The organism is Aquamicrobium sp. NLF2-7 (assembly GCF_022359935.1).
Taxonomy (GTDB): domain Bacteria; phylum Pseudomonadota; class Alphaproteobacteria; order Rhizobiales; family Rhizobiaceae; genus Mesorhizobium; species Mesorhizobium lusatiense.
In genome coordinates this window covers 1-18822 of sequence record NZ_JAKSED010000010.1, presented here as the reverse complement: position 1 = coordinate 18822, position 18822 = coordinate 1, and the positions used below count along the sequence as shown (strand labels likewise).

Here is an 18822-nt window from a genome sequence, read left to right as displayed (position 1 = left end):
GGCAAGGCCGTTTCCGAAGCGGCGTTCCATGTCTGCGCGGAAGCGGGCCAGGCGCTCCCACAACGCCGGTTCCATGGCAGCACCCGCGAAGAAAATATGGGACTGGTTGCGGAAACCGGCTGCGACCCGGTCCGGGTCGGCGTCATAGGCGTCCAGTATGAGCCTCAGGCCGAGCGGCACGCCGATCGACATCGTGGGGGCTGCCGCGGCCATCAGGTCCAGCATGTCCCCCATGCCCTCGGCTGAAGGCGGGGGCGCAAGATGCAGAGTGCCGCCATTCCAGATCACCTTGAACAGGTTGTCGAGCCCGCCGAAGACATGGTTCCACGGCATCCAGTCGATCAGGACCGGCGGGCGTTCCTGAAGAAACGGCCACATGGCCGCACAGGCCGCCTGGCAGGAGGCGATCATGCCGCGCGTGACCGGCACGCCCTTGGAGGCGCCGGTGGAGCCGGCCGTAAAAAATATGGCGCTCCATTCGTGCGGCGTCCCGTCATGATCCGGCAGGTCCGGCCCTTCATGCGGCAGGTCCTGCAGCGTGCGGGCAGATCCCTTGCCGGCGAGGCAATGGCCATCCGGTACGATCAGCAGATCCGGCTTTACCGTGCGCCACAGCCGTGCGGCCTCATCCCCGGCGGGCGGGCAGGTTTGCGCCGCGCGGAAAGGGTAGGGCGGCAGGGCGACATGCACGAAGCCGCCGAGAAGGCAGGCAAGGCGCAGCCGCAAGCCGTCGATGCCCGCAGGCAGAAGCGTGGCGATCCGTGCACCCGGCGAAAACCCGGCGGCTGTGAGGCGCCCCCGCAATTGCCGGGCTTCCGCCAGAGCCTGAGCGTATGTCAGAGACCGGCGGCCCTCTCTCGTCATTGCGCTGATCAGCACCCTGTCGGGATTGCGAGCCGCCCATCCGCGCAGGCGCGTGGCAATGTCGTCGAGGGCCAGGGGGAGAGGCAGGGCGATAGAGGTGGACAGGACGACTGCGCCATCCGCACGTCTGTCGAGGATCAGGGACGGGGCCATCGATCGATCCGGGTCTCAGGAGCCGGCGAGGTTGCCCGCGGCGGCCGCGGATTGCTTCTCCTCGCGGCGCTGAACGGCCATGTCATAGACGCTGCTCTGATAGTCGATGAGTGCGTCGAAGGCGGCGATCGCCTCAGCAGCATCGCGGTTCAGGATGGCGGAGAAGATCTGCCGCTGATAGGCGATGACCTTGTCGCGTTGACGGAACTGGAACGAGATCATGTTCGCCGCCGGGATCAGCGACTGGTTCACCACCACCATCATCAGACGAAGCACGGCGTTGCGGCTGGCTTCCGCCACCGCCTGATGGAACGCCACTTCGAGACGGCAGAAATCCTCGTCGGATATGTTGGTATGGTCGAGTTCCAGCAGGGCATCCTCGATGCGTTTGTGGTCCTCGCGGGTGGCGGATTCGCAGGCGATCTCGATCGCCATCCGCCCCAGCTTGCGCCGGGTCTCGACAATGTCGGGAAGCTGGATGACGCCGAGCGACACCAGCCAGTTGGTGGTCTCGTGCAGGGTCTGCGCCGCCATGTCCAGCGATGGCGTGTTGACGAAGACGCCACCCTTCGGCCCGCGCTTGGAGCGGATCAGTTTCTTGGCCGCCAGAATCTTCATGGCTTCGCGCACCGTCGGCTGTGAGACGCGGAAGCGCTCGGCCAGCTCGGCTTCCGAGGGAAGCCGTTCGGAAACGGTGAGGCGGTTCTGGAGGATGTCGTCCTGCAGGCTGTCGGCGATCTGCCGCGCCAGTCCCGGATTGCGTTCGATTGTCGTCATGTCGTCCCTTTTTGCCCTCTCTGTCAGTCTAGCATCTTATTTTCGTATTTAAATATAAAAAATATTGACCGGCTGCCTGTTCGGTGCAAATCTGATGTCAAGAAATGTCCACTCGATCATCCGATCCAGCAAGGCCATCCAAAGGGGAAATACGATGAATCTCAACAGACGCAGTTTTCTGGCGGCTTTGACGGCAAGCGCCGGTGCATTCTCCCTCAGCAGCCGCGCATTCGCACAATCGCCTTTTATCATTCCCACCTATGGCGGCACATGGGCCAAGTTCTGGGAAGAAACGCTTGTGCCGGGCTTTGCCGAGGCAACAGGCATTCAGGGCCGGCTGGATGTGGGGCTCGGCAAGGACTTCGTGTCAAAAATCCGCGCGGGTGGCGCGGCGTCGCCCTATTCGGTCTTCATGGGCAACGAGCACATCGCCGCCCTGCTGCGCGCCGAAGGCTTCTTCGAGCCGATCGACATGGCCAAGGTGCCCAACGCGACGAAGCTGCATGAAGGTCTTCTCAACTCCGGCAACAGCGGGCTGCGCGGCATCGTCTCGCCGATCGGGATTGCCTATCGCACCGACATGGTCGAAACGGCGCCGAAATCATGGACGGATCTGTGGGACAATCCCGAGTTCAGGGGACGCATCGGGCTGTACCAGATCGGCAATGCGGGTGCGCTGCTGTTCCTGCGCCTGGCGGCAAAGCTCTATGGCTCCGGCGACATGGATATCGATACGGCTTTCACCAAGCTCAAAGAGCTTGCTCCGTTTACGCAGGCATCGTGGAGTGGTGAAGTCTCGACGTCGCTCATGCGGGGCGACATTGCCATAGCGCCCGTCGACTGGACCGAAATCCTGACCTTGCAGGACAAGGGCGCTCCGGTGGAGATCGTCGTACCCGAAGAGGGCGTGCTGGCCTATGAGCAGTCCTTCAACATCGTCAAGTCCGGCGCCAGCAAGGACGATGCGCACGCCTATATCAACTATCTGATCAATGCCGATGTCCAGGCGAACATGGCGAAGGTGTTCTACACATCGCCGGTGAACACGGAGTCCGTGGTGGATGCGGACCTCGCCAAACGGCTGCCCATCGTCGGCGACAACATGTCCAGAATCATTCGTTTCGACTGGGATCCCTATGTCGATATCGCGGCGGATGTGGCCGATCGCTGGAATCGCGAGATCGGCTGACGTCGCGGTCTTTCGCCAGTCAATTCCACCGGGACACGGGAACCTAATGACGACGCTGACGCTCGACCGGATCAACAAGTTCTACGGCACCCTGCATATCCTCAAGGACATAGATCTGAAGATCGGGCAGGGAGAGTTCATCTCCCTGCTCGGGCCTTCGGGCTGCGGCAAGACCACCACCTTGCGCTGCATTGCCGGGTTCGAGAGCATCAGCGACGGCAGGATCCGGTTCGGCGAGCGCGACATGACCAATGTGCTGCCCGAACACCGCGATCTGGGCATGGTCTTTCAAAGCTATGCCCTGTTTCCGCATATGACTGTCGCGGAGAACCTGAGCTTCGGTCTGGAGGTCCGCAAGGTCCCGGCGGCCGAAAGGGCGTCACGGATCACGCGCGTGCTGGAGATGGTCAAGCTCGGCGATTTCAGCAGGCGCTATCCGCGCGAACTGTCGGGCGGGCAGCAACAGCGCGTGGCGCTGGCGAGGGCGCTGGTCATCGAGCCGCAGGTGCTGCTTCTGGACGAGCCGCTGGCCAATCTCGACGCGTCGCTGCGTGACGACATGCGCTTCTTCATCCGCGATCTGCAGCAGAGGGTCGGGATCACCACGGTCTATGTCACCCATGACCAGAGCGAGGCCATGGTGATGTCCGACAGGATCGTGGTCATGAACCGGGGCGTCATCGAGCAATGCGGCGCGCCCCGCGACATCTATGAAAGGCCGGCCTCGCTGATGGTGGCCGATTTCATCGGACAATCGAACACCATACCCGGCCAGATCCGCGGCCGCAGCGAAGCCGGCTATCTCGTCGATACGGCCGATGGTCCGCTCCACGCTGCCGGAACGGAGGGTCTCAGCGGCGAGGTGCGGGTCATGATCCGGCCCGAGAACATCGACATGGCCTCCGGCGAAAACACGCTCACCGGCCGTGTGACGAAATCCATCTATCAGGGAGAGGACTGCCTGCTGATGGTGGAACTGCCTTCGGGGGCCGGCGTGACTACCTCCGTCAGCGCGGATTTTTCGCTGTCCGCAGGCGATCCGGTAACGCTCGGCTTTCCGGCGCGCAAGAGCTGGGTGATCGCCGCATGAGCAGCGTTGCCGCCCAGATCCCGCGTGCCATTTCCGGCCCGAAGCATCGAGCGCCTGTCTGGTGGATGATCCTGCCGGCGCTGGTGCTGCTGGTCGGGTTCCTGATCCTGCCTTACGTATCGATCGTCATCATGAGCTTTCGCGAGGCCTCGACCCGGGCGGTTTACGGCGACGGCTTCACCATCGCGCACTATCGCGACATCGTCACCGATCCGTTTATCTGGGGCATCGTCTGGCGCACGATCAGGATGGCGCTGATCGTCACCGTCGCCACGCTGTTGCTGGGCTATCCGGTTGCCTATCACCTTGCCCGTACCCGCAGCCGCATGTCCAGCCTGCTCTACATCTGCGTGATCTCGCCGCTGCTCGTCGGGCTGGTCGTGCGCACCTTCGCGTGGATGATCATCCTCTCCAACAACGGCATCGCCAACGGGGCGCTGACAGGGCTCGGCCTGGTCGACCGGCCGGTGCAGCTGCTGAACACCCAGCTCGGCGTGACGATTGCGCTGATCCACGTCTTCCTGCCGTTCGTCATCCTGCCGCTGCTCGGCAATCTGCAGGCCATCAATCCCGAAGTGGCGCTGGCCAGCCGTTCGCTTGGCGCTTCGCGGATGCGCACCTTCTTCAAGGTGACGCTGCCGCTGTCCATGCCGGGCATTCAGGCGGGCTCCATTCTCGTCTTCGTCCTGTCGATCTCGGCCTATGTGACGCCGGCGATGCTGGGCGGAACGCAGGGGCGTACCATGGCGGTGCTTGTGGTGCAGTATCTGGTCGACAATTTCCGCTGGCCGGCCGGGGCGGCACTGGCGATCTTCATGGCGCTGACCACGCTGGCCATCGTCGTGGTCTATCTGGCATTGACGGCGCGCGCGATGCGGAGGCTTCCATGAACATGGGCAGGACGCTGTGGGACTATGCCTTTCTCGGCATCGTCACCCTGATCTACATCTTCCTGATGTCGCCGATCCTGCTGGTCGTGCTGATGTCGCTGTCCGGGGGCGAATTCCTGGCCTTTCCGCCGCAGGGCATTTCGCTGCGCTGGTTTGGTGAACTGTTTTCCAACGCGCGCTTCCTGTCGGCGGCCCTGCATTCAGTGCAGCTCGCCGCGGTTTCCGCTGTCGTCAACGGCGTCATCGGAACGCTGGCGGCGATCTATGTCGTGCGCTTCGCCCCGCAGAAGCTGGCCAACGGCCTGCGCCTGCTGATGAGCGCGCCGCTTCTGGTGCCGGAAATCCTGACGGCCATCGCGCTCCTGTTCTTCTTCTTCGAATTCGGCGTCGGCAACGACTATCCGATCGCCATCCAGACCGGCCATATCGTGGTGACATTCCCTTACGTGTTCCTGAACGTGGCCTCGGCGCTGTTCAATTTCGACCGCTCGCAGGAGGAGGCCGCCCGCAGCCTCGGCGCGGGCAACTGGATGACGTTCCGGCGGGTGACGCTTCCGGCGATCAAGCCCGGCGTGATCACCGGCTGCCTGTTCGCTTTCGTCATCTCCTTCGACATCTTCAACATTTCGCTTCTTCTGAAGCCCGTGGGGATGACGACCCTGCCGCTCGAACTGTTCGACTATCTGCGCTTCAACTTCGATCCGACGGCGGCGGCGGTGGCGACGCTGAGCATCGTGGTCACCTTCGTCGCGGTGCTGATCGTGGACCTGACGGTCGGCCTGCGCTCGCTGCGTTTCTGAGGCGGATTCTGTCTTTACGGGAGCCGTTGCGGCCACGGTGTGGAAACGGCCTTTGTTGCCGCCGGTCAGAGCAGTCCGGGAAACTTCCGCAGCGCTTGCGCCCAGACGGCATAGCCGGCCGCATTCATGTGGATGAGATCCGGCAGGAAACAGCGCGACATGGGCCGGCCGTTTTCTCCGATCAGGCCGGCTCCCACCTCGATCCATGTCGTATCGGCTCGCGCACCGCACCAGTCGGCGCAGAGGGCGTTGTACCTGTCGACTTCGTCGGCAAAAAGCCAGCGCGTCGGGCTGTGCTTGACCGACATCGCATAGACGTGGACTTCCGGCAGCCGGTTCGCGATCTCTTCGCGCAGGGCAAGGAAATGGGCGAAGGTGCTTTCTGCGGTCAGCCCGTCATTGGCGATGTCGTTCTCGCCGAAATAGAGCACGATCTTCACCGGATTCAGCGGCAGCAGCAGCCGCTCCATATAGTGCAGGGCGGACAGGAATGTGCCCCCGCCGAAGCCCAGGTTGACCACATCGAGCGAGCCGAGATCCTCTGCCATCGCATGCCAGAGGCGGAACGACGACGAGCCGTAGAAGGCTACCGGCTTCTGCGGAATGCCATTGCGCTCCAGCCGGGCGAGGATGGCGTGGATGTCGTTCTCGTGGCGGTTCGTGCCCAGGGGCTCGGGAAAATCATACATTGTGACCCTGCATATGCTCATCTGGCGTTGCGAAGCTGGCCGAAAGCCGTGCCCGCCAATCAGGCGGTGGCGGCGCGCAGCACTGCCAGCGCCCCCCGGATCGCTTCGTTGCCCGGCCCTTCCGGCGCCCGGAGTTCAAACACGGATGCGGCCACGCCGTAAAGCGCGTTGAGCCCGTCATTGCCGACGATGGCGATGTCGTCGCCGGGCATGAACCAGCCTTCCTCGCGCGCCTGCCGGAATTCCTGCCCGATGACGAGGCCGGATACGTAGGAACGGACCTCATCCGCCGAAAGCTGCCTGGCCAGAACGCCGGTGCGCGCGGAGAACAGCAACGAGAGCATGGCGCCGGTTCCTTTCGCCTCGCCAAGACCGCGCCGGAATGCGGCCGCGTCCTCCACGGGCGGCTGGGTGGCGCCGCGGGCGATGAAGGAGTGGTTCATCAGGAGCGCGAAGACCTCGCCGGTGACGAAGGTCTGGAACCGGTCGATGCGGCCGTTCCTGATCCGCGCCCATTTGCTGTGGGTGCCGGGCAGGACCACCGTCATGTCGCGGCCGAGCCCATATCCCACCACCTGCGTTTCCTCGCCGCGCATCACGTCGGGAAAGGGCCTGCCTGCCGGATCGGTCAGTCCCGGCAGGAATACGAGCTTCGAGCCGTTCGGCAGAACCCGGCTGACCGTTCCCGTCCCGAGTTCCGCGGGGCCGGCGGGGCAGGGCACATAGTCGACCTCGATCCAGCCGTTGCGGCTGGTGATCATGCCGAGCGCCACCACCGGAAGCGCGCCATGGGTGGCGAACCATGGCCCCAGCGCCTGCACCAGAACATCCTCGTGCTCGCCCTGCTTCAGGGTGGAGATGCCCTGCTGCGTCTCGATCTGATCCAGCACATCGCCAGCATCGGTGACCAGCGCCGCCCTGAGCGATGTGGTGCCCCAGTCAACGACAATCGAGGATGCGTCCGATGCCATGGTCATGATCCCTCTCAGGGTGATGTGGAAAACCGGGGCTTGTCATAAGGGCTGAATCTTCGTAGTGTCAATTAGTGATTTCAAAGTATCACAATATGATACCTTTTTGGAGAGTGGAATGACTTCTGATCTGAGGGGCATCCTGCCTGTTTTGCCCACGCCCTTCGCGGCAGATGGCGGCATTGACGGAGCGGGCATGGCTCGCCTGGTCCGATTTGCGGTGGAGAAGGGCGTTGACGGCGTGGTGTTCCCGGGTTTCGCCAGTGAGGTGGAGACGCTGAAGGGCGACGAGCGTGCAGCCCTCCTGAAGATCGTGGTGGCCGAGGTCGACGGCAGGGTGCCGGTCGTCGCGGGCGCCAGCGCTGCCGACTGGCGCGAGGTCGTGGATCATGGCCGTGCCGCCGCCGCTCTCGGCATTCGCCATCTGATGGTGCAGCCCCCCAAATCGGTGGGTGTGGATGCGCCCGCGCTGGTCGAGTTTCTCGGCCATGTGCTGGACGCCTTGCCCGGGGTGGAGATCATTCTCCAGAATGCGCCTGCTCCGCGCGGCTCCGACCTGTCGCCGGAGGCGATCATCGAGGTCGTGAAGGCTTTGCCGCGCGTCGCCTATGTGAAGGAAGAGACGCTGCCGGCCGGCCCGGCCATCAGCCACATCATCGCCAATGCGCCTTCGACGCTGAAGGGCGTCATTGGCGGCGGCGGCGCCCGTTACATTCTCGACGAATATGCGCGCGGTGCCACGGCGGCCATGCCAGCGCTTGAGATCATCGAGGAGCATGTCGCCATGGACCGCGCCTGGAGCGCCGGACGCCGCGATGAGGCGCGCGCGATCTATGTGCGCACCCTCCCGCTGCTTGTCCTGCAGGCAGTCTATCGCATGCGCCTTACCAAGCATGTGTTGAGGCGGCGGGGTGTGATCGAGCATACCGGCGTGCGCGCGCCCACACCTGATCTGGATGCGCCCGCGATCGCCGACATCGACAGCAATCTGGCCGAACTCGGCCTGCTGGTCGCGGAGGCTGCATGAGCAGCCCCGTCGCGTCGGTCGAGGTCTTCACCCTCACCCAGCCCCGCAAGGTGCCCTATCTCGGTGCCTTGCGGGAAGGTGAGGTGGTGAACCCCAACGGTTACATCGTCCGCAAGGGCAACCGCACCGTTTACCCGACCTTCGACCGGAGCGTTCTGGTCAGGATGGTGACGGAGGACGGCGTGGTCGGCTGGGGTGAGACCTACGGCATCGTCGCTCCCGGCGCGGTGGCGGCCATTATCAACGACCTGCTTGCCGGTTTCGTCATCGGCCGCGAAGCGTCCGACCCGTCCGCCATCTATGATGACCTCTATGACATGATGCGCGTGCGCGGCTATACGGGCGGCTTCTATGTCGATGCGCTGGCCGCCCTCGACATAGCCCTGTGGGACATTGCGGGGCAGGAGGCAGGCAAGTCCGTGCGTGAAATGCTGGGCGGCGGGCGGGAAGATTTTCCTGCCTATGTGTCCGGCCTGCCGGAAAAGACCCTCATGGCCCGCGGCGAACTGGCGAAGCAGTGGCAGGATCGCGGGTTCGACGCCTTCAAGTTCGCCACGCCGGTGGCCGATGACGGACCGGCCCGCGAAATGGAAAACCTGCGTGAAGTGCTGGGCCCGCAGGCAAAGATCGCAGCCGACATGCACTGGAACCAGACACCGGAACGCGCCCTGGAACTGATTGGCGAAATGGCGCCTTTCGATCCGTGGTTCGCGGAAGCGCCGGTCTGGACCGAGGATATCGCCGGTCTGGAGACGGTCTCGAAGGGCACCGACATTCCCATCGCGGTCGGAGAGGAATGGCGCACGCACTGGGACATGCTGGCCCGCATCGGGCGCTGCCGTATCGCCATCGTCCAGCCCGAGATGGGGCACAAGGGCATCACCAACTTCATCCGCATCGGAGCGCTGGCAGCCCAAAACGGGATCGATGTGATCCCGCATGCCACGATAGGCGCGGGAATATTCCTGGCCGCCAGCCTTCAGGCTGCGTCGACCCTGCCCACGCTGAAGGGGCACGAGTTCCAGCACTCGATCTTCGAGCCCAACCGCCGGCTTCTTAGCGGTGACATGGATTGCCGCGAAGGTCGCTACCACCTGCCCACGGGGCCGGGGCTGGGCGTAAGGCCGTCGGAGGCGGCGCTCTCTTTGCTTGAACGGATATGATCACTGGTTTTGGAGGAGGAAAAGATGAGTAAATTTCTGCGCAGGCTCGCAACGGGCGCAGCCGCCTATGCCCTCGCCGCCGCGGCCGGCCTGGCCCCGGCCATGGCCGACACCGTGCTGAAGTTCATTTCCTGGCAGACGGACGATGCCGGCACCGGCGACTGGTGGCATGCGGTCATTGCCGAGTTCGAGAAGCAGCACCCCGGCGTCAAGGTGGAGTTCACCAAGGCCGAGCGCGGCTCCTATGCCGACACGATGACAACTCTTTTCGCGGCCGGCCAGCCTCCGCACATCGTGCATCTCGCATCGTTCGAGTTCCAGATGTTCGCGGACAATGGCTGGCTGGAGCCGCTCGACGCGTGGATCAGGCAGGACGGTATCGATCTGACCGGCTGGGCCGGCCAGCAGAAGTGCCAGTGGAATGGCGAAACCGTCTGCATCATGATGAACTATTTCGGGTTCGTCATGGCCTACAACAAGAAGATCCTCGATGAGGCGGGCGTTGCCGTGCCGACCAGCTACGAGGAATTTCTGGAAGCCGCCAAGGCGACGACAAAGGACCTGAACGGCGACGGCATCATCGACCAGTTCGGCACCGGCCACGAGACCAAGGGCGGCGCAGGGCAGTATCTGACCGAGATGCTGAACTACGTCATCGATGCCGGAGCCTACTGGACGGACAACGATGGCAACATCACCATTGACACGCCCCAGATGATCGAGGGCCTGAAGCGGTGGAAGGAGATCAACAAGGCCGGCGTCGGTCCAGTCGACATGACGGCGAGCGATGTCCGCAAGCTCTTCGCCGATGGCAAGATGGCCCTTCGCCTCGACGGTCCGTGGCTCTACGGCACCACCGAGCAGGGACTGGCAAAGGACGACATCGTCTATGCGGCGCCTCCGTTGCACCCGCCCGTCGGCGGCTCGTCAAACGTGCTGGCGATACCCGTCGATATTTCCGACGATGAGAAAGCGCTTGTGCGCGACTTCATCAAGCTCACCATGACCCCGGAAAATCAGCGCCTCTACGCCACCATGGGCGGAAACACGCCGCCCAGTCCGCGGGCGGACGTATCCGGTGTGGAAAAGACGATCCCGCATTTTCCCGTGCTGATCGAGACGATGAAGGCGGCATCCGAGGCCGGGGTGGATCGCATACCGACCGGCCTTGAGCTGAACTACAACGAGTTCAGCAAGATGATCATGGAAGAGACCCAGAGGATGCTGATCCAGGATCTGGATCCGGCGGATGTGGTCAAGACCATGCAGGCAAAAGCGGAAGACCTCAAAAGCTGACAGCCAACCGGAACATGACCCGCATGGATGCGGGCATGTTCCCGCATTTCCGGCCGGAGGAGCAGTCGTGACCGATATTCCCGTTGCAGGGCGTCGCAAGTTCTTTGACCTTGCGCGCCCCAGCCGCCAGCATCTTCTGGGCTACATCCTTATCGCCCCGGCGGTGCTGATGGTGGCCGCCATCATCGTCTGGCCCCTGTTCGTGGCGGTCGACCTGTCGTTCCAGCAGGTCAAGATTCCGCGTCTGGGCGCCGCCGGCAAGCCGTTCTCGGTGGCGAACTACAGGTGGCTGTTCAGTTCCCAGGAGTTCTGGCTTGCCTGCTGGGTGACGCTGAAGCTTGTCGTGGTGGTCACCGCCGGCAGCGTCGTCGTCGGTCTCGGCACGGCACTTCTCGTCAACAACAGGTTTCGCGGCCGCACGGTCGCCCGGCTGGGCATGGCGCTGCCATGGGCCGTGCCGGAAATCATCGCGGTGGTGATCTTCGCCTGGATGTTCGACAGCTCCTTCGGGCTGTTCGGCTGGCTGGCCGTGCAGCTTGGTCTGTCGGGGCAGATGATCCCGTGGGTCTCGAATGCCGGGGCCGCGTTCTGGGCGGTGGCGATCACCATGATCTGGAAGGGCTTTCCCTTCGTGTCGATCATGTGCCTCGCGGGGCTGCAGTCTATTCCGGCCGATTACTATGCAGCGGCGAAGGTGGATGGTGCGGGTGTGTGGCAGCGCTTCCGGTGGATCACCATGCCGCTTCTCATGCCGGTGCTTGGCGTCACCGTCGTGCTGACGCTGCTGTGGGTGTTCAGGGATTTCTCGATCATCAAGGTGCTGACCGGCGGCGGCCCGCTGCGCTCGACCCAGACATTGTCGATCATGACCTACGATCAGGCCTTCCAGTACCACAATTTCGGCCGCGCCGCGGCGGTCGGTGTGCTCACGCTGATCATCTGCGTGCTGGCCAGCCTGCTCATGCTCGGCCGGCGCTCCCGGTCGATCTATTGAGGAAAGCCGCGCCATGAAACGCACCCTCGCACAAAGCCTCGCCCTTTACGGGGTGGTGATACTGACCGTCGCCATGATCCTCTTTCCGGTCTACTGGCTGGTGGTCACTGCCGTTACCACGACGGACGAGCTTTACCGCCTGCCGCCGACCTTCTGGCCCGACAACCCGCAATGGGATGTTTTCGTGCGTGTGTGGGAAGCCAAGCCGATCCTGAAATGGCTGGCGAATTCCACGCTTGCTGCGGTGGGTTCGGTGGCGCTTTCCATGCTGGTCTCGGTCAGCGCCGGCTATGCCTTGTCCCGCTATTCCATGAAGGGTGGCGCGACCATGGGCCTGTTCGTGCTGACCGCCAAGATGCTGCCGGCGACGCTGCTCGTCATCCCGCTGTTCTCGATCTTTTCGGGAATGGGGCTGATCGGCAGCCTGTGGACGCTGGTTCTGGCGCACTCGACCATGATCATTCCTTTCGCGACATGGATGCTGAAGGGCTATTTCGACACCATCCCCCGTGAGCTTGAGCAGGCTGCCATGGTGGATGGATGTTCTCCGGTCGGCGCGATGCTGCGCGTGGTGCTGCCGATCGCAACGCCCGGACTGGCGGCGACGGCGCTGTACGCCTTCGTGCTGAGCTGGGCCGATTATGCTTATGCGCGGACCTTCCTCGTCAACTCGCCCGACAACTGGACCGCCAATCTGGGCATCACGACGATGCAGGGCGAATACGTCACCTACTGGAACGACATAGCCGCGGCATCGGTGTTCGTCGCCCTGCCGATCATCGCGATCTACCTGTTCCTCGAGCGTTACCTGGTCGGCGGCCTGACCGCTGGCGCGGAGAAATAAAGCATGGCCAATATTTCCATTCGCAATGTCAGCAAATCCTACGGTATGCTGAAAGTCCTGCAACCCTTCTCGCTAGAGATCGAAAACGGCGAGTTCGTCGTCCTCGTCGGCCCCTCGGGCTGCGGCAAGTCGACGATGCTCAAGATTCTCGCCGGCCTTGAGCCGGCGACGGAGGGGCAGATATTCATCGGCGGCCGCGAGGTGACCGATCTCGCGCCGGGCGACCGCGACATCGCTATGGTCTTCCAGAACTATGCGCTCTATCCGCACCTCACGGTGCGCCAGAACATCGGTTTCGGTCTGAAGATGCGCGGGACCGCGAAGGCGGAGATCGACCGCCGCGTCGAGGACGCTGCCCGCATCCTCGAAGTCACCCCCTATCTCGACCGCAAGCCGAAAGACCTTTCGGGCGGGCAGCGCCAGCGCGTGGCGCTTGGCCGCGCCATCGTGCGCCAGCCGCAGGCATTCCTCATGGACGAGCCGCTTTCCAATCTCGATGCCAAGCTGCGCGTCCACATGCGCGCGGAGATCGGCGCGCTGCACAAGCGGATCGGTGTCACAACCGTTTATGTGACCCACGATCAGGTCGAGGCCATGACCATGGCCGACCGGGTCGTCATCATGCAGGATGGCGTCATCCAGCAGATCGCGACGCCGGACGAGCTGTTCAATTCTCCGGCCAACCTGTTTGTCGCGAGCTTCATCGGATCGCCGGGGATGAATTTCCTCAATGCGGAGCTGAAGGGCGGCAGGCTCACCCTGTTCGGTCGCGAGGTGGCCCTGCCCGCGGCGAGGGCGCATGACGGGCGCGTCGTGGTCGGCCTGCGGCCCGAACATCTGCTGCTCGGCGAGGCTCCCGTCACCTTCCCCGTGAGCCCCACTCTGGTGGAAAGCCTCGGCTCGGAAAAATACGTCTACTTCGACGCCGAAGGCGCCCGGCTGGCTGAAGGAGACGAAGGCAGGTCCAAGGGCCTGATCGCAAGGGTTTCGCATTCGGGTTCTCTCTCGAAGGACGAGGAACTGGTCCTCGGCTTCGACCCGGAGCGTCTGTATCTGTTCAATGCTGAGACGGGGCAAAGATTGTGATTCTTGTTACTGGGTCTGCCGGCCGGGTTGGCCGGGCGGTTGCGGCTGCGCTGAAGGCGCAGGGCCGGGCGATACGCGGTTTCGATTTGCGTGCTTCGGGGCTGGAGGACGAGATCGTCGGTTCTCTGGACGATGCCGGAGCCGTTGCGAAAGCGATGACCGGCGTCACCGACGTGCTCCATCTCGGCGCTTTCATGTCATGGGCGCCGGGTGATCGGGAACGCATGTTCGCCGCCAATGTCGACGGCACCCGGTTGCTGCTCGATGCGGCTTCGCAGGCCGGCGTGCGCCGTTTCGTATTTGCGTCCTCCGGCGAGGTCTATCCCGAGAACAACCCGCAGTTCCTGCCAGTCACCGAGGAACATCCGCTGCTTCCCACCTCGCCTTACGGGCTGACCAAGCTGCTCGGCGAGGAACTGGTGCGGTTCCACCAGCGCGCGGGCCGGATGGAAACGGTGATCCTGCGGTTCTCCCATACGCAGGATGCGGCGGAACTGCTCGACGAGGACAGCTTCTTCTCCGGTCCGCGCTTCTTTCTGCGCCCGCGCATCAGGCAGCAGGAAAGCTTCGGCAACACGGCCGTGGCCGACATTTTGCGCGCCGCCGACATTGGCGGGCCGGCCCATGTCCTGGCGCGCAATCAGGACGGACGGCCCTTCCGCATGCACATCACCGACACGCGCGATATGGTGGCGGGCGTGCTTCTGGCGCTCGACCACAAGGCGGCGGCCGGCGGCGCCTTCAACCTCGGCTCTGACGATCCTGTCGATTTCGCCGAGATTCTGCCGCAGATGGCCGAACTGACAGACATGCCCATCGTGACAGTCGATCTTCCCGGTGCGGGCGTCTATTACCATACCTCCAACGAGCATATCAGAAGCACCCTGGGGTTCAGACCGGAATGGACGATCAAGCGAATGCTGGACGAGGCCGCCGCCGCAAGGCGCGAACGTCAGCGGGGGGAGAGCCGGGGATGAAACCCGAGACCCCGGGCGGGACGGCCGCCCTTTCCAAGGGGCTGACCCTTCTCGACATGGTGGCCGATGCGCCGGAGCCGTTGCGCTTCGCGGAGCTTCTGAAGGCCTCGGGCCTGCCCAAGCCGACCTTCGCGCGGATTCTGAGAACCCTGATCGCCTATGGGCTGGTTCGGCAGGACGAGGCTTCCGGCACCTATGTGCTGGGCCAGCGCTTTCTGGAGATGTCGCACAGGGTCTGGGACAGTTTCGACCTCGTATCCGCCGCCCTGCCTGAACTGCAACGGCTGGCGGCCGAGCTTGGCGAGACGGCCGCGCTGTGCAGGCTCGACGGCATCATGGTGCAGTATCTGGCTGAACGGTCGGACGATGGCCTTGCCGTGCGCGTCGAGGTGGGCCGTCGCGTTCCCCTGCATTGCACGGCCGGGGGCAAGGCATTGCTGGCGTTTCAGGATCCCGCGATGGGCCGGGCGCTCATGGAGCGGCTGACCCTCGACGGTTTCACCCGCCAGACGCTGACCACGCCGGAAACGCTGCAGGCGGATCTGACCCTGACGCGCGCGCGCGGATATGCGGTGTCCTACGAGGAGCATCTGGCCGGCGTGAATTCGGTGGCGGCACCCGTAATGGGGCGCGACAACACGCCGATCGGCGCGCTTGTGGTGCTTGGACCCTCGTCGCGGCTCGACGCTTCCAACATTCATCCCGCCGGCCGCGAGCTTATCGGCGCGGCGCGGCGCATCACGGGCGCTGCCGGTGCCGTGGCGATCACCTCGCGGCCGCGGCCGCGCACCAGGACAGGCAGACAGATGGCCGAACTCACCTGCGTCCTGCCATGGGGAGCGCAACTCGGCGAAAGCCCGGTCTGGCACCCGCAGGAAGGCCTGCTCTACTGGGTCGATATCCTCCACCCGGCCGTTTACCGTTTCGATCCCCGCACCGGCCGCAACGAAAGCTGCGAGACCGGCAAGCTCGTCAGCGCCATCATCCCGGTCGAGGACGGGCGCCTGCTCGTCGCTTCGCAGGACGGGGTCGAGTGGCTCGATTTTTCCAGCGGCGCGCTGGTTCCGTTCTCCAGCCCCGAGTCCGGCATTCCCGACAACCGGCTCAACGATGCCAAGCTCGGGCCGGATGGCGCGATATGGATCGGCTCCATGCGCATCGACGCATCGAAGCCTACGGGCGCCCTCTATCGCATCGATGCGCAGGGCGCTTTCGAGCGCAAGGAAGGCGGCATCATCGTCTCCAACGGTCTCGGCTGGAGTCCGGACGGACGCACTCTCTATTTCGTCGATACGGTTCCGGGGCTGGTCCACGCCTATGACTTCGACCCCGATACGGGCGCGCTGGGCGCGCGGCGCGAGTTTGCCCGTGTCGCCGTGGCCGACGGACGACCAGACGGCCTTGCCGTCGATGCCGAGGGCGGGGTCTGGTGCGCGATCTGGGATGGCTGGTGCGTGCGCCGCTATCTTCCCGACGGCAATCTGGATCAGGTCATCGAACTGCCGGTTCCCCGTCCGACCAGCGTTTCCTTCGGCGGTGACGATCTGGGCACGTTGTTCATCACAAGCGCGCGCACGCGCCTGCCGGCGTCGACGCTTGCGGATGCTCCTCTTTCCGGCGGGCTGTTCGCATGCCGGCCGGGCGTTGCCGGCGCGCCGACCGGTCTTTTCAGGGGCGAGGCATGAACCTTGAAACTGTGTTCGGCCTTCGTGGCCGCACCGCGCTGGTGACGGGGTCGAGCCGGGGCATCGGCGCGGCCATCGCCGAGGGTCTGGCGGGCGCAGGCGCGCGGGTGATCCTGCACGGCACGAGCGAAGCGGGCACGAAGGCCGTGCGCGCGCGCATCGAGGCTGCGGGCGGCGTCGCAGACGGGTTGGCGTGTGATCTGGCCGGGCCCGAGGCAGGGCGCAGGCTCATCCGGCAGGCGGAGGCACTGGCGCCGGTGGACATACTGGTGATCAATGCGAGCGCGCAGATCAACGCCAGTCTTGCCGATCTGACGGCTGCCGATCTCTCCTTCCAGCTTGCCGTCAATCTCGGCTCAACGGTGGACATGCTGCAAACCGTGCTGCCGCTGATGGCGGCACGCGGCTGGGGGCGGGTGGTTTCCGTCGGATCGGTCAACCAGCTGAGACCGAAGGGCATCGTGAGCGCCTATGCCGCGACCAAGGCTGCGCAACACAACCTGATCCAGAGCCAGGCACGTGACTATGCGCAGAGCAATGTCCTTCTCAACACGCTGGCGCCGGGCCTGATCGATACGGACCGGAACGCCGACCGCCGGGACAACGACCCCGAAGGATGGGCGCAGTATACGCGCAGCCTCAACTGGATGGGCCGGGCCGGGCAGCCGGCCGAGATGGTGGGCGCTGCGATCTTCCTCGCCTCCGACGCATGCAGCTTCATGACCGGCGAGGCGATCTTTCTGACGGGTGGCTATTGATGGACCTGCTGACCCGACTGGGCTCGATGCTGCCGCGCGACGGCGTGCTCACCGGTGCCGACATGGCCGGTTATGTGCAGGACTGGTGGGGGCGGCAGCAGGGGCAGGCGCTCTGCGTTGTCCTGCCGCGCGACGCTGCCGAGGTCTCGGCCATCGTGTCGGCCTGCGCGGCGGCGGGTCATGGCGTGATACCGCAGGGCGGCAACACCGGCCTGACCGGCGCGGCCTCTCCGGGCCCGCAGGCGCAGGATCGCCCGCCCGTCATCGTTTCCCTTGCGAGAATGCGGCGCATCCGCGATATCGACGTGGCCAATTTCACGATCAGCGTCGATGCCGGCTGCATTCTGGCCGATGTTCAGGCGGCCGCCGAAGCTCACCAGCGCTTCTTTCCGGTCAGCCTCGGTGCCGAGGGATCGTGCCAGATCGGCGGCATTATCAGCACCAATGCCGGCGGCACCAATGTCCTGCGCTATGGCTCCACGCGCGAGAATGTGCTCGGCCTCGAAGTGGTCCTGCCCGACGGCACGATCTGGAACGGCATGAAGGGCCTGCGCAAGGACAATACCGGCTATGATATGCGCCAGCTCTTCATAGGAGCCGAAGGAACGCTCGGCATCGTCACAGGCGCGGTGCTGAAACTGCATCCCCTTGCCACGGTTCATGCCACCGCATGGCTGGCGCTCGACAGCCCCGCCGCGGCGCTGGCCGTGCTGAACCGGCTTCGCGCTGCCTGCGGCGAGAGGCTGACCACATTCGAGCTGCTCAATGCCGCCCAGCTTGCCGCCGTCATTGCCTGCCAGCCGAAGCTGCGCCTGCCGGTCGAGGCGCCTTGGCATCTTCTGGTCGAGCTGGCCGACATGACGGACGCCGTAGGGCTGGAGGGCCTGCTGTTCGACACGCTGGGAGCCGCCCTGTCCGGGGGCGAGATTGTGGATGCCATTCCGGCCGCGAGCGACGCCCAGAGGGCCGCATACTGGGCGCTGCGCCACGGAACCTCCGAAGCGAACCGGAACAGCGGCGTGGTGCTTTCGGCGGATATTTCCGTGCCGGTGGCAAGCGTGCCGGTTTTTCTGGAAAGCGCTTCCAATGCCGTCCGGAAGGTGTTTGCGCAGGCCACGACGAGGGTGGTCAGCCATATGGGGGATGGCAACATCCATTTCGGCACGCATTTCGATCCTGCCGACTGGCAGGCCATGCGCGATCCGGCGGCGACGACGCTTGCCGTGCGGCGCATCGTCAATGATTGCGCGGATGCGCTGGGCGGCAGCTTCAGCGCCGAGCACGGCATTGGCCGCAAGCTGGCCGAAGAGCTGGCGAAACGGGCCGATCCGGCGGAACTCCTCATCATGCGGCGCATCAAGGCCGCGGTCGATCCGGCCGGGATCATGAATCCCGGCTGTCTGCTTTCCTGAAAGGAACCGAAGAATGACGGCAGTGGAATGGCCGCGCATGCAGCGTGATCTGGTGGCTATCCTTCGCGGCGTGCGCCCCGACGAGGTGGAGGCGATCGCGGCGGCGCTGATCGGGGAGGGCGTCGAGGCGATCGAGGTGCCGCTGAATTCGCCGAAT

The 18822-nt window shown here is 64.3% G+C and carries 18 protein-coding genes and 1 pseudogene; 15 read left to right on the top strand and 4 right to left on the bottom strand.

The features are described 5' to 3' along the window. Together MIC97_RS24545 and MIC97_RS24540 are read right to left on the bottom strand one after the other, a co-directional pair. Positions 1-1017, bottom strand: a 1017-nt coding sequence (locus MIC97_RS24545; RefSeq protein ID WP_239802501.1) for an AMP-binding protein, incomplete at its 3' end; no start/stop codon positions are given. A 15-nt stretch (positions 1018-1032) separates the two neighbouring features. Next, positions 1033-1794: a GntR family transcriptional regulator gene (locus tag MIC97_RS24540; RefSeq protein WP_239802500.1), complete on the bottom strand. Its 762-nt coding sequence runs from the start codon at positions 1792-1794 to the stop codon at positions 1033-1035. Between the two features lie 154 nt (positions 1795-1948). Between MIC97_RS24540 and MIC97_RS24535 the strand changes: the two genes are divergently transcribed. The 4 genes from MIC97_RS24535 to MIC97_RS24520 are packed head-to-tail and all read left to right on the top strand — an operon-like array spanning position 1949 to position 5763. Beyond that, positions 1949-2983, top strand: coding sequence for an ABC transporter substrate-binding protein (locus MIC97_RS24535; RefSeq protein WP_239802499.1), 1035 nt, complete (start codon positions 1949-1951; stop codon positions 2981-2983). 46 nt (positions 2984-3029) lie between these two features. Continuing rightward, the gene (locus MIC97_RS24530; RefSeq protein ID WP_239802498.1) at positions 3030-4073 is read left to right on the top strand and encodes an ABC transporter ATP-binding protein; all 1044 of its coding nucleotides are present in this window, start codon (positions 3030-3032) and stop codon (positions 4071-4073) included. Next, positions 4070-4963: an ABC transporter permease gene (locus MIC97_RS24525; protein WP_239802497.1), complete on the top strand. Its 894-nt coding sequence runs from the start codon at positions 4070-4072 to the stop codon at positions 4961-4963. The genes MIC97_RS24530 and MIC97_RS24525 overlap by 4 nt, the downstream gene beginning before the upstream one ends. Then, positions 4960-5763: an ABC transporter permease gene (locus MIC97_RS24520; RefSeq protein ID WP_239802496.1), complete on the top strand. Its 804-nt coding sequence runs from the start codon at positions 4960-4962 to the stop codon at positions 5761-5763. Before MIC97_RS24525 ends, MIC97_RS24520 begins: the two co-directional genes overlap by 4 nt. Positions 5764-5828: 65 nt before the next feature. Here the strand turns inward: MIC97_RS24520 and MIC97_RS24515 are convergent, their stop codons facing one another. Both MIC97_RS24515 and MIC97_RS24510 read right to left on the bottom strand, forming a co-directional pair. Further along, on the bottom strand, positions 5829-6452 hold the full coding sequence (locus tag MIC97_RS24515) for a GDSL-type esterase/lipase family protein (RefSeq protein WP_239802495.1): 624 nt from the start codon (positions 6450-6452) through the stop codon (positions 5829-5831). Positions 6453-6511: 59 nt separating this feature from the next. Further along, positions 6512-7423 (bottom strand): 2-dehydro-3-deoxygalactonokinase, encoded by a 912-nt coding sequence (locus MIC97_RS24510; RefSeq protein ID WP_239802503.1) that lies wholly within the window; start codon positions 7421-7423, stop codon positions 6512-6514. A gap of 118 nt (positions 7424-7541) precedes the next feature. Between MIC97_RS24510 and MIC97_RS24505 the strand changes: the two genes are divergently transcribed. The 11 genes and pseudogenes from MIC97_RS24505 to MIC97_RS24455 all read left to right on the top strand — a co-directional run. Next, positions 7542-8450, top strand: a complete 909-nt coding sequence (locus MIC97_RS24505) for a dihydrodipicolinate synthase family protein (RefSeq protein ID WP_239802494.1) — start codon at positions 7542-7544, stop codon at positions 8448-8450. Continuing rightward, the gene (locus tag MIC97_RS24500; RefSeq protein WP_239802493.1) at positions 8447-9613 is read left to right on the top strand and encodes a mandelate racemase/muconate lactonizing enzyme family protein; all 1167 of its coding nucleotides are present in this window, start codon (positions 8447-8449) and stop codon (positions 9611-9613) included. The genes MIC97_RS24505 and MIC97_RS24500 overlap by 4 nt, the downstream gene beginning before the upstream one ends. Positions 9614-9637: 24 nt before the next feature. Then, entirely contained in the window at positions 9638-10909 is a 1272-nt protein-coding gene (locus MIC97_RS24495; RefSeq protein ID WP_239802492.1) for a sugar ABC transporter substrate-binding protein, read from the top strand. A 67-nt stretch (positions 10910-10976) separates the two neighbouring features. Then, positions 10977-11903 (top strand): sugar ABC transporter permease, encoded by a 927-nt coding sequence (locus tag MIC97_RS24490; protein WP_239802491.1) that lies wholly within the window; start codon positions 10977-10979, stop codon positions 11901-11903. A 13-nt stretch (positions 11904-11916) separates the two neighbouring features. Continuing rightward, positions 11917-12747 (top strand): carbohydrate ABC transporter permease, encoded by an 831-nt coding sequence (locus MIC97_RS24485; RefSeq protein ID WP_239802490.1) that lies wholly within the window; start codon positions 11917-11919, stop codon positions 12745-12747. A 3-nt stretch (positions 12748-12750) separates the two neighbouring features. Next, on the top strand, positions 12751-13833 hold the full coding sequence (gene ugpC, locus MIC97_RS24480) for a sn-glycerol-3-phosphate ABC transporter ATP-binding protein UgpC (protein ID WP_239802489.1): 1083 nt from the start codon (positions 12751-12753) through the stop codon (positions 13831-13833). Next, on the top strand, positions 13827-14810 hold the full coding sequence (locus tag MIC97_RS24475) for an NAD(P)-dependent oxidoreductase (protein WP_239802502.1): 984 nt from the start codon (positions 13827-13829) through the stop codon (positions 14808-14810). Before ugpC ends, MIC97_RS24475 begins: the two co-directional genes overlap by 7 nt. Next, a complete protein-coding gene (locus MIC97_RS24470; RefSeq protein ID WP_239802488.1) occupies positions 14807-16495 on the top strand; it encodes an SMP-30/gluconolactonase/LRE family protein in 1689 nt (562 codons plus the stop codon). Before MIC97_RS24475 ends, MIC97_RS24470 begins: the two co-directional genes overlap by 4 nt. Next, entirely contained in the window at positions 16492-17253 is a 762-nt protein-coding gene (locus MIC97_RS24465) for an SDR family oxidoreductase (protein WP_239802487.1), read from the top strand. Before MIC97_RS24470 ends, MIC97_RS24465 begins: the two co-directional genes overlap by 4 nt. After that, complete coding sequence (locus MIC97_RS24460) at positions 17253-18665, top strand: FAD-binding oxidoreductase (protein ID WP_239802486.1); 1413 nt, start codon at positions 17253-17255, stop codon at positions 18663-18665. The genes MIC97_RS24465 and MIC97_RS24460 overlap by 1 nt, the downstream gene beginning before the upstream one ends. A gap of 13 nt (positions 18666-18678) precedes the next feature. Next, positions 18679-18822: pseudogene (locus MIC97_RS24455) on the top strand (2-dehydro-3-deoxy-6-phosphogalactonate aldolase); the annotation flags it as partial.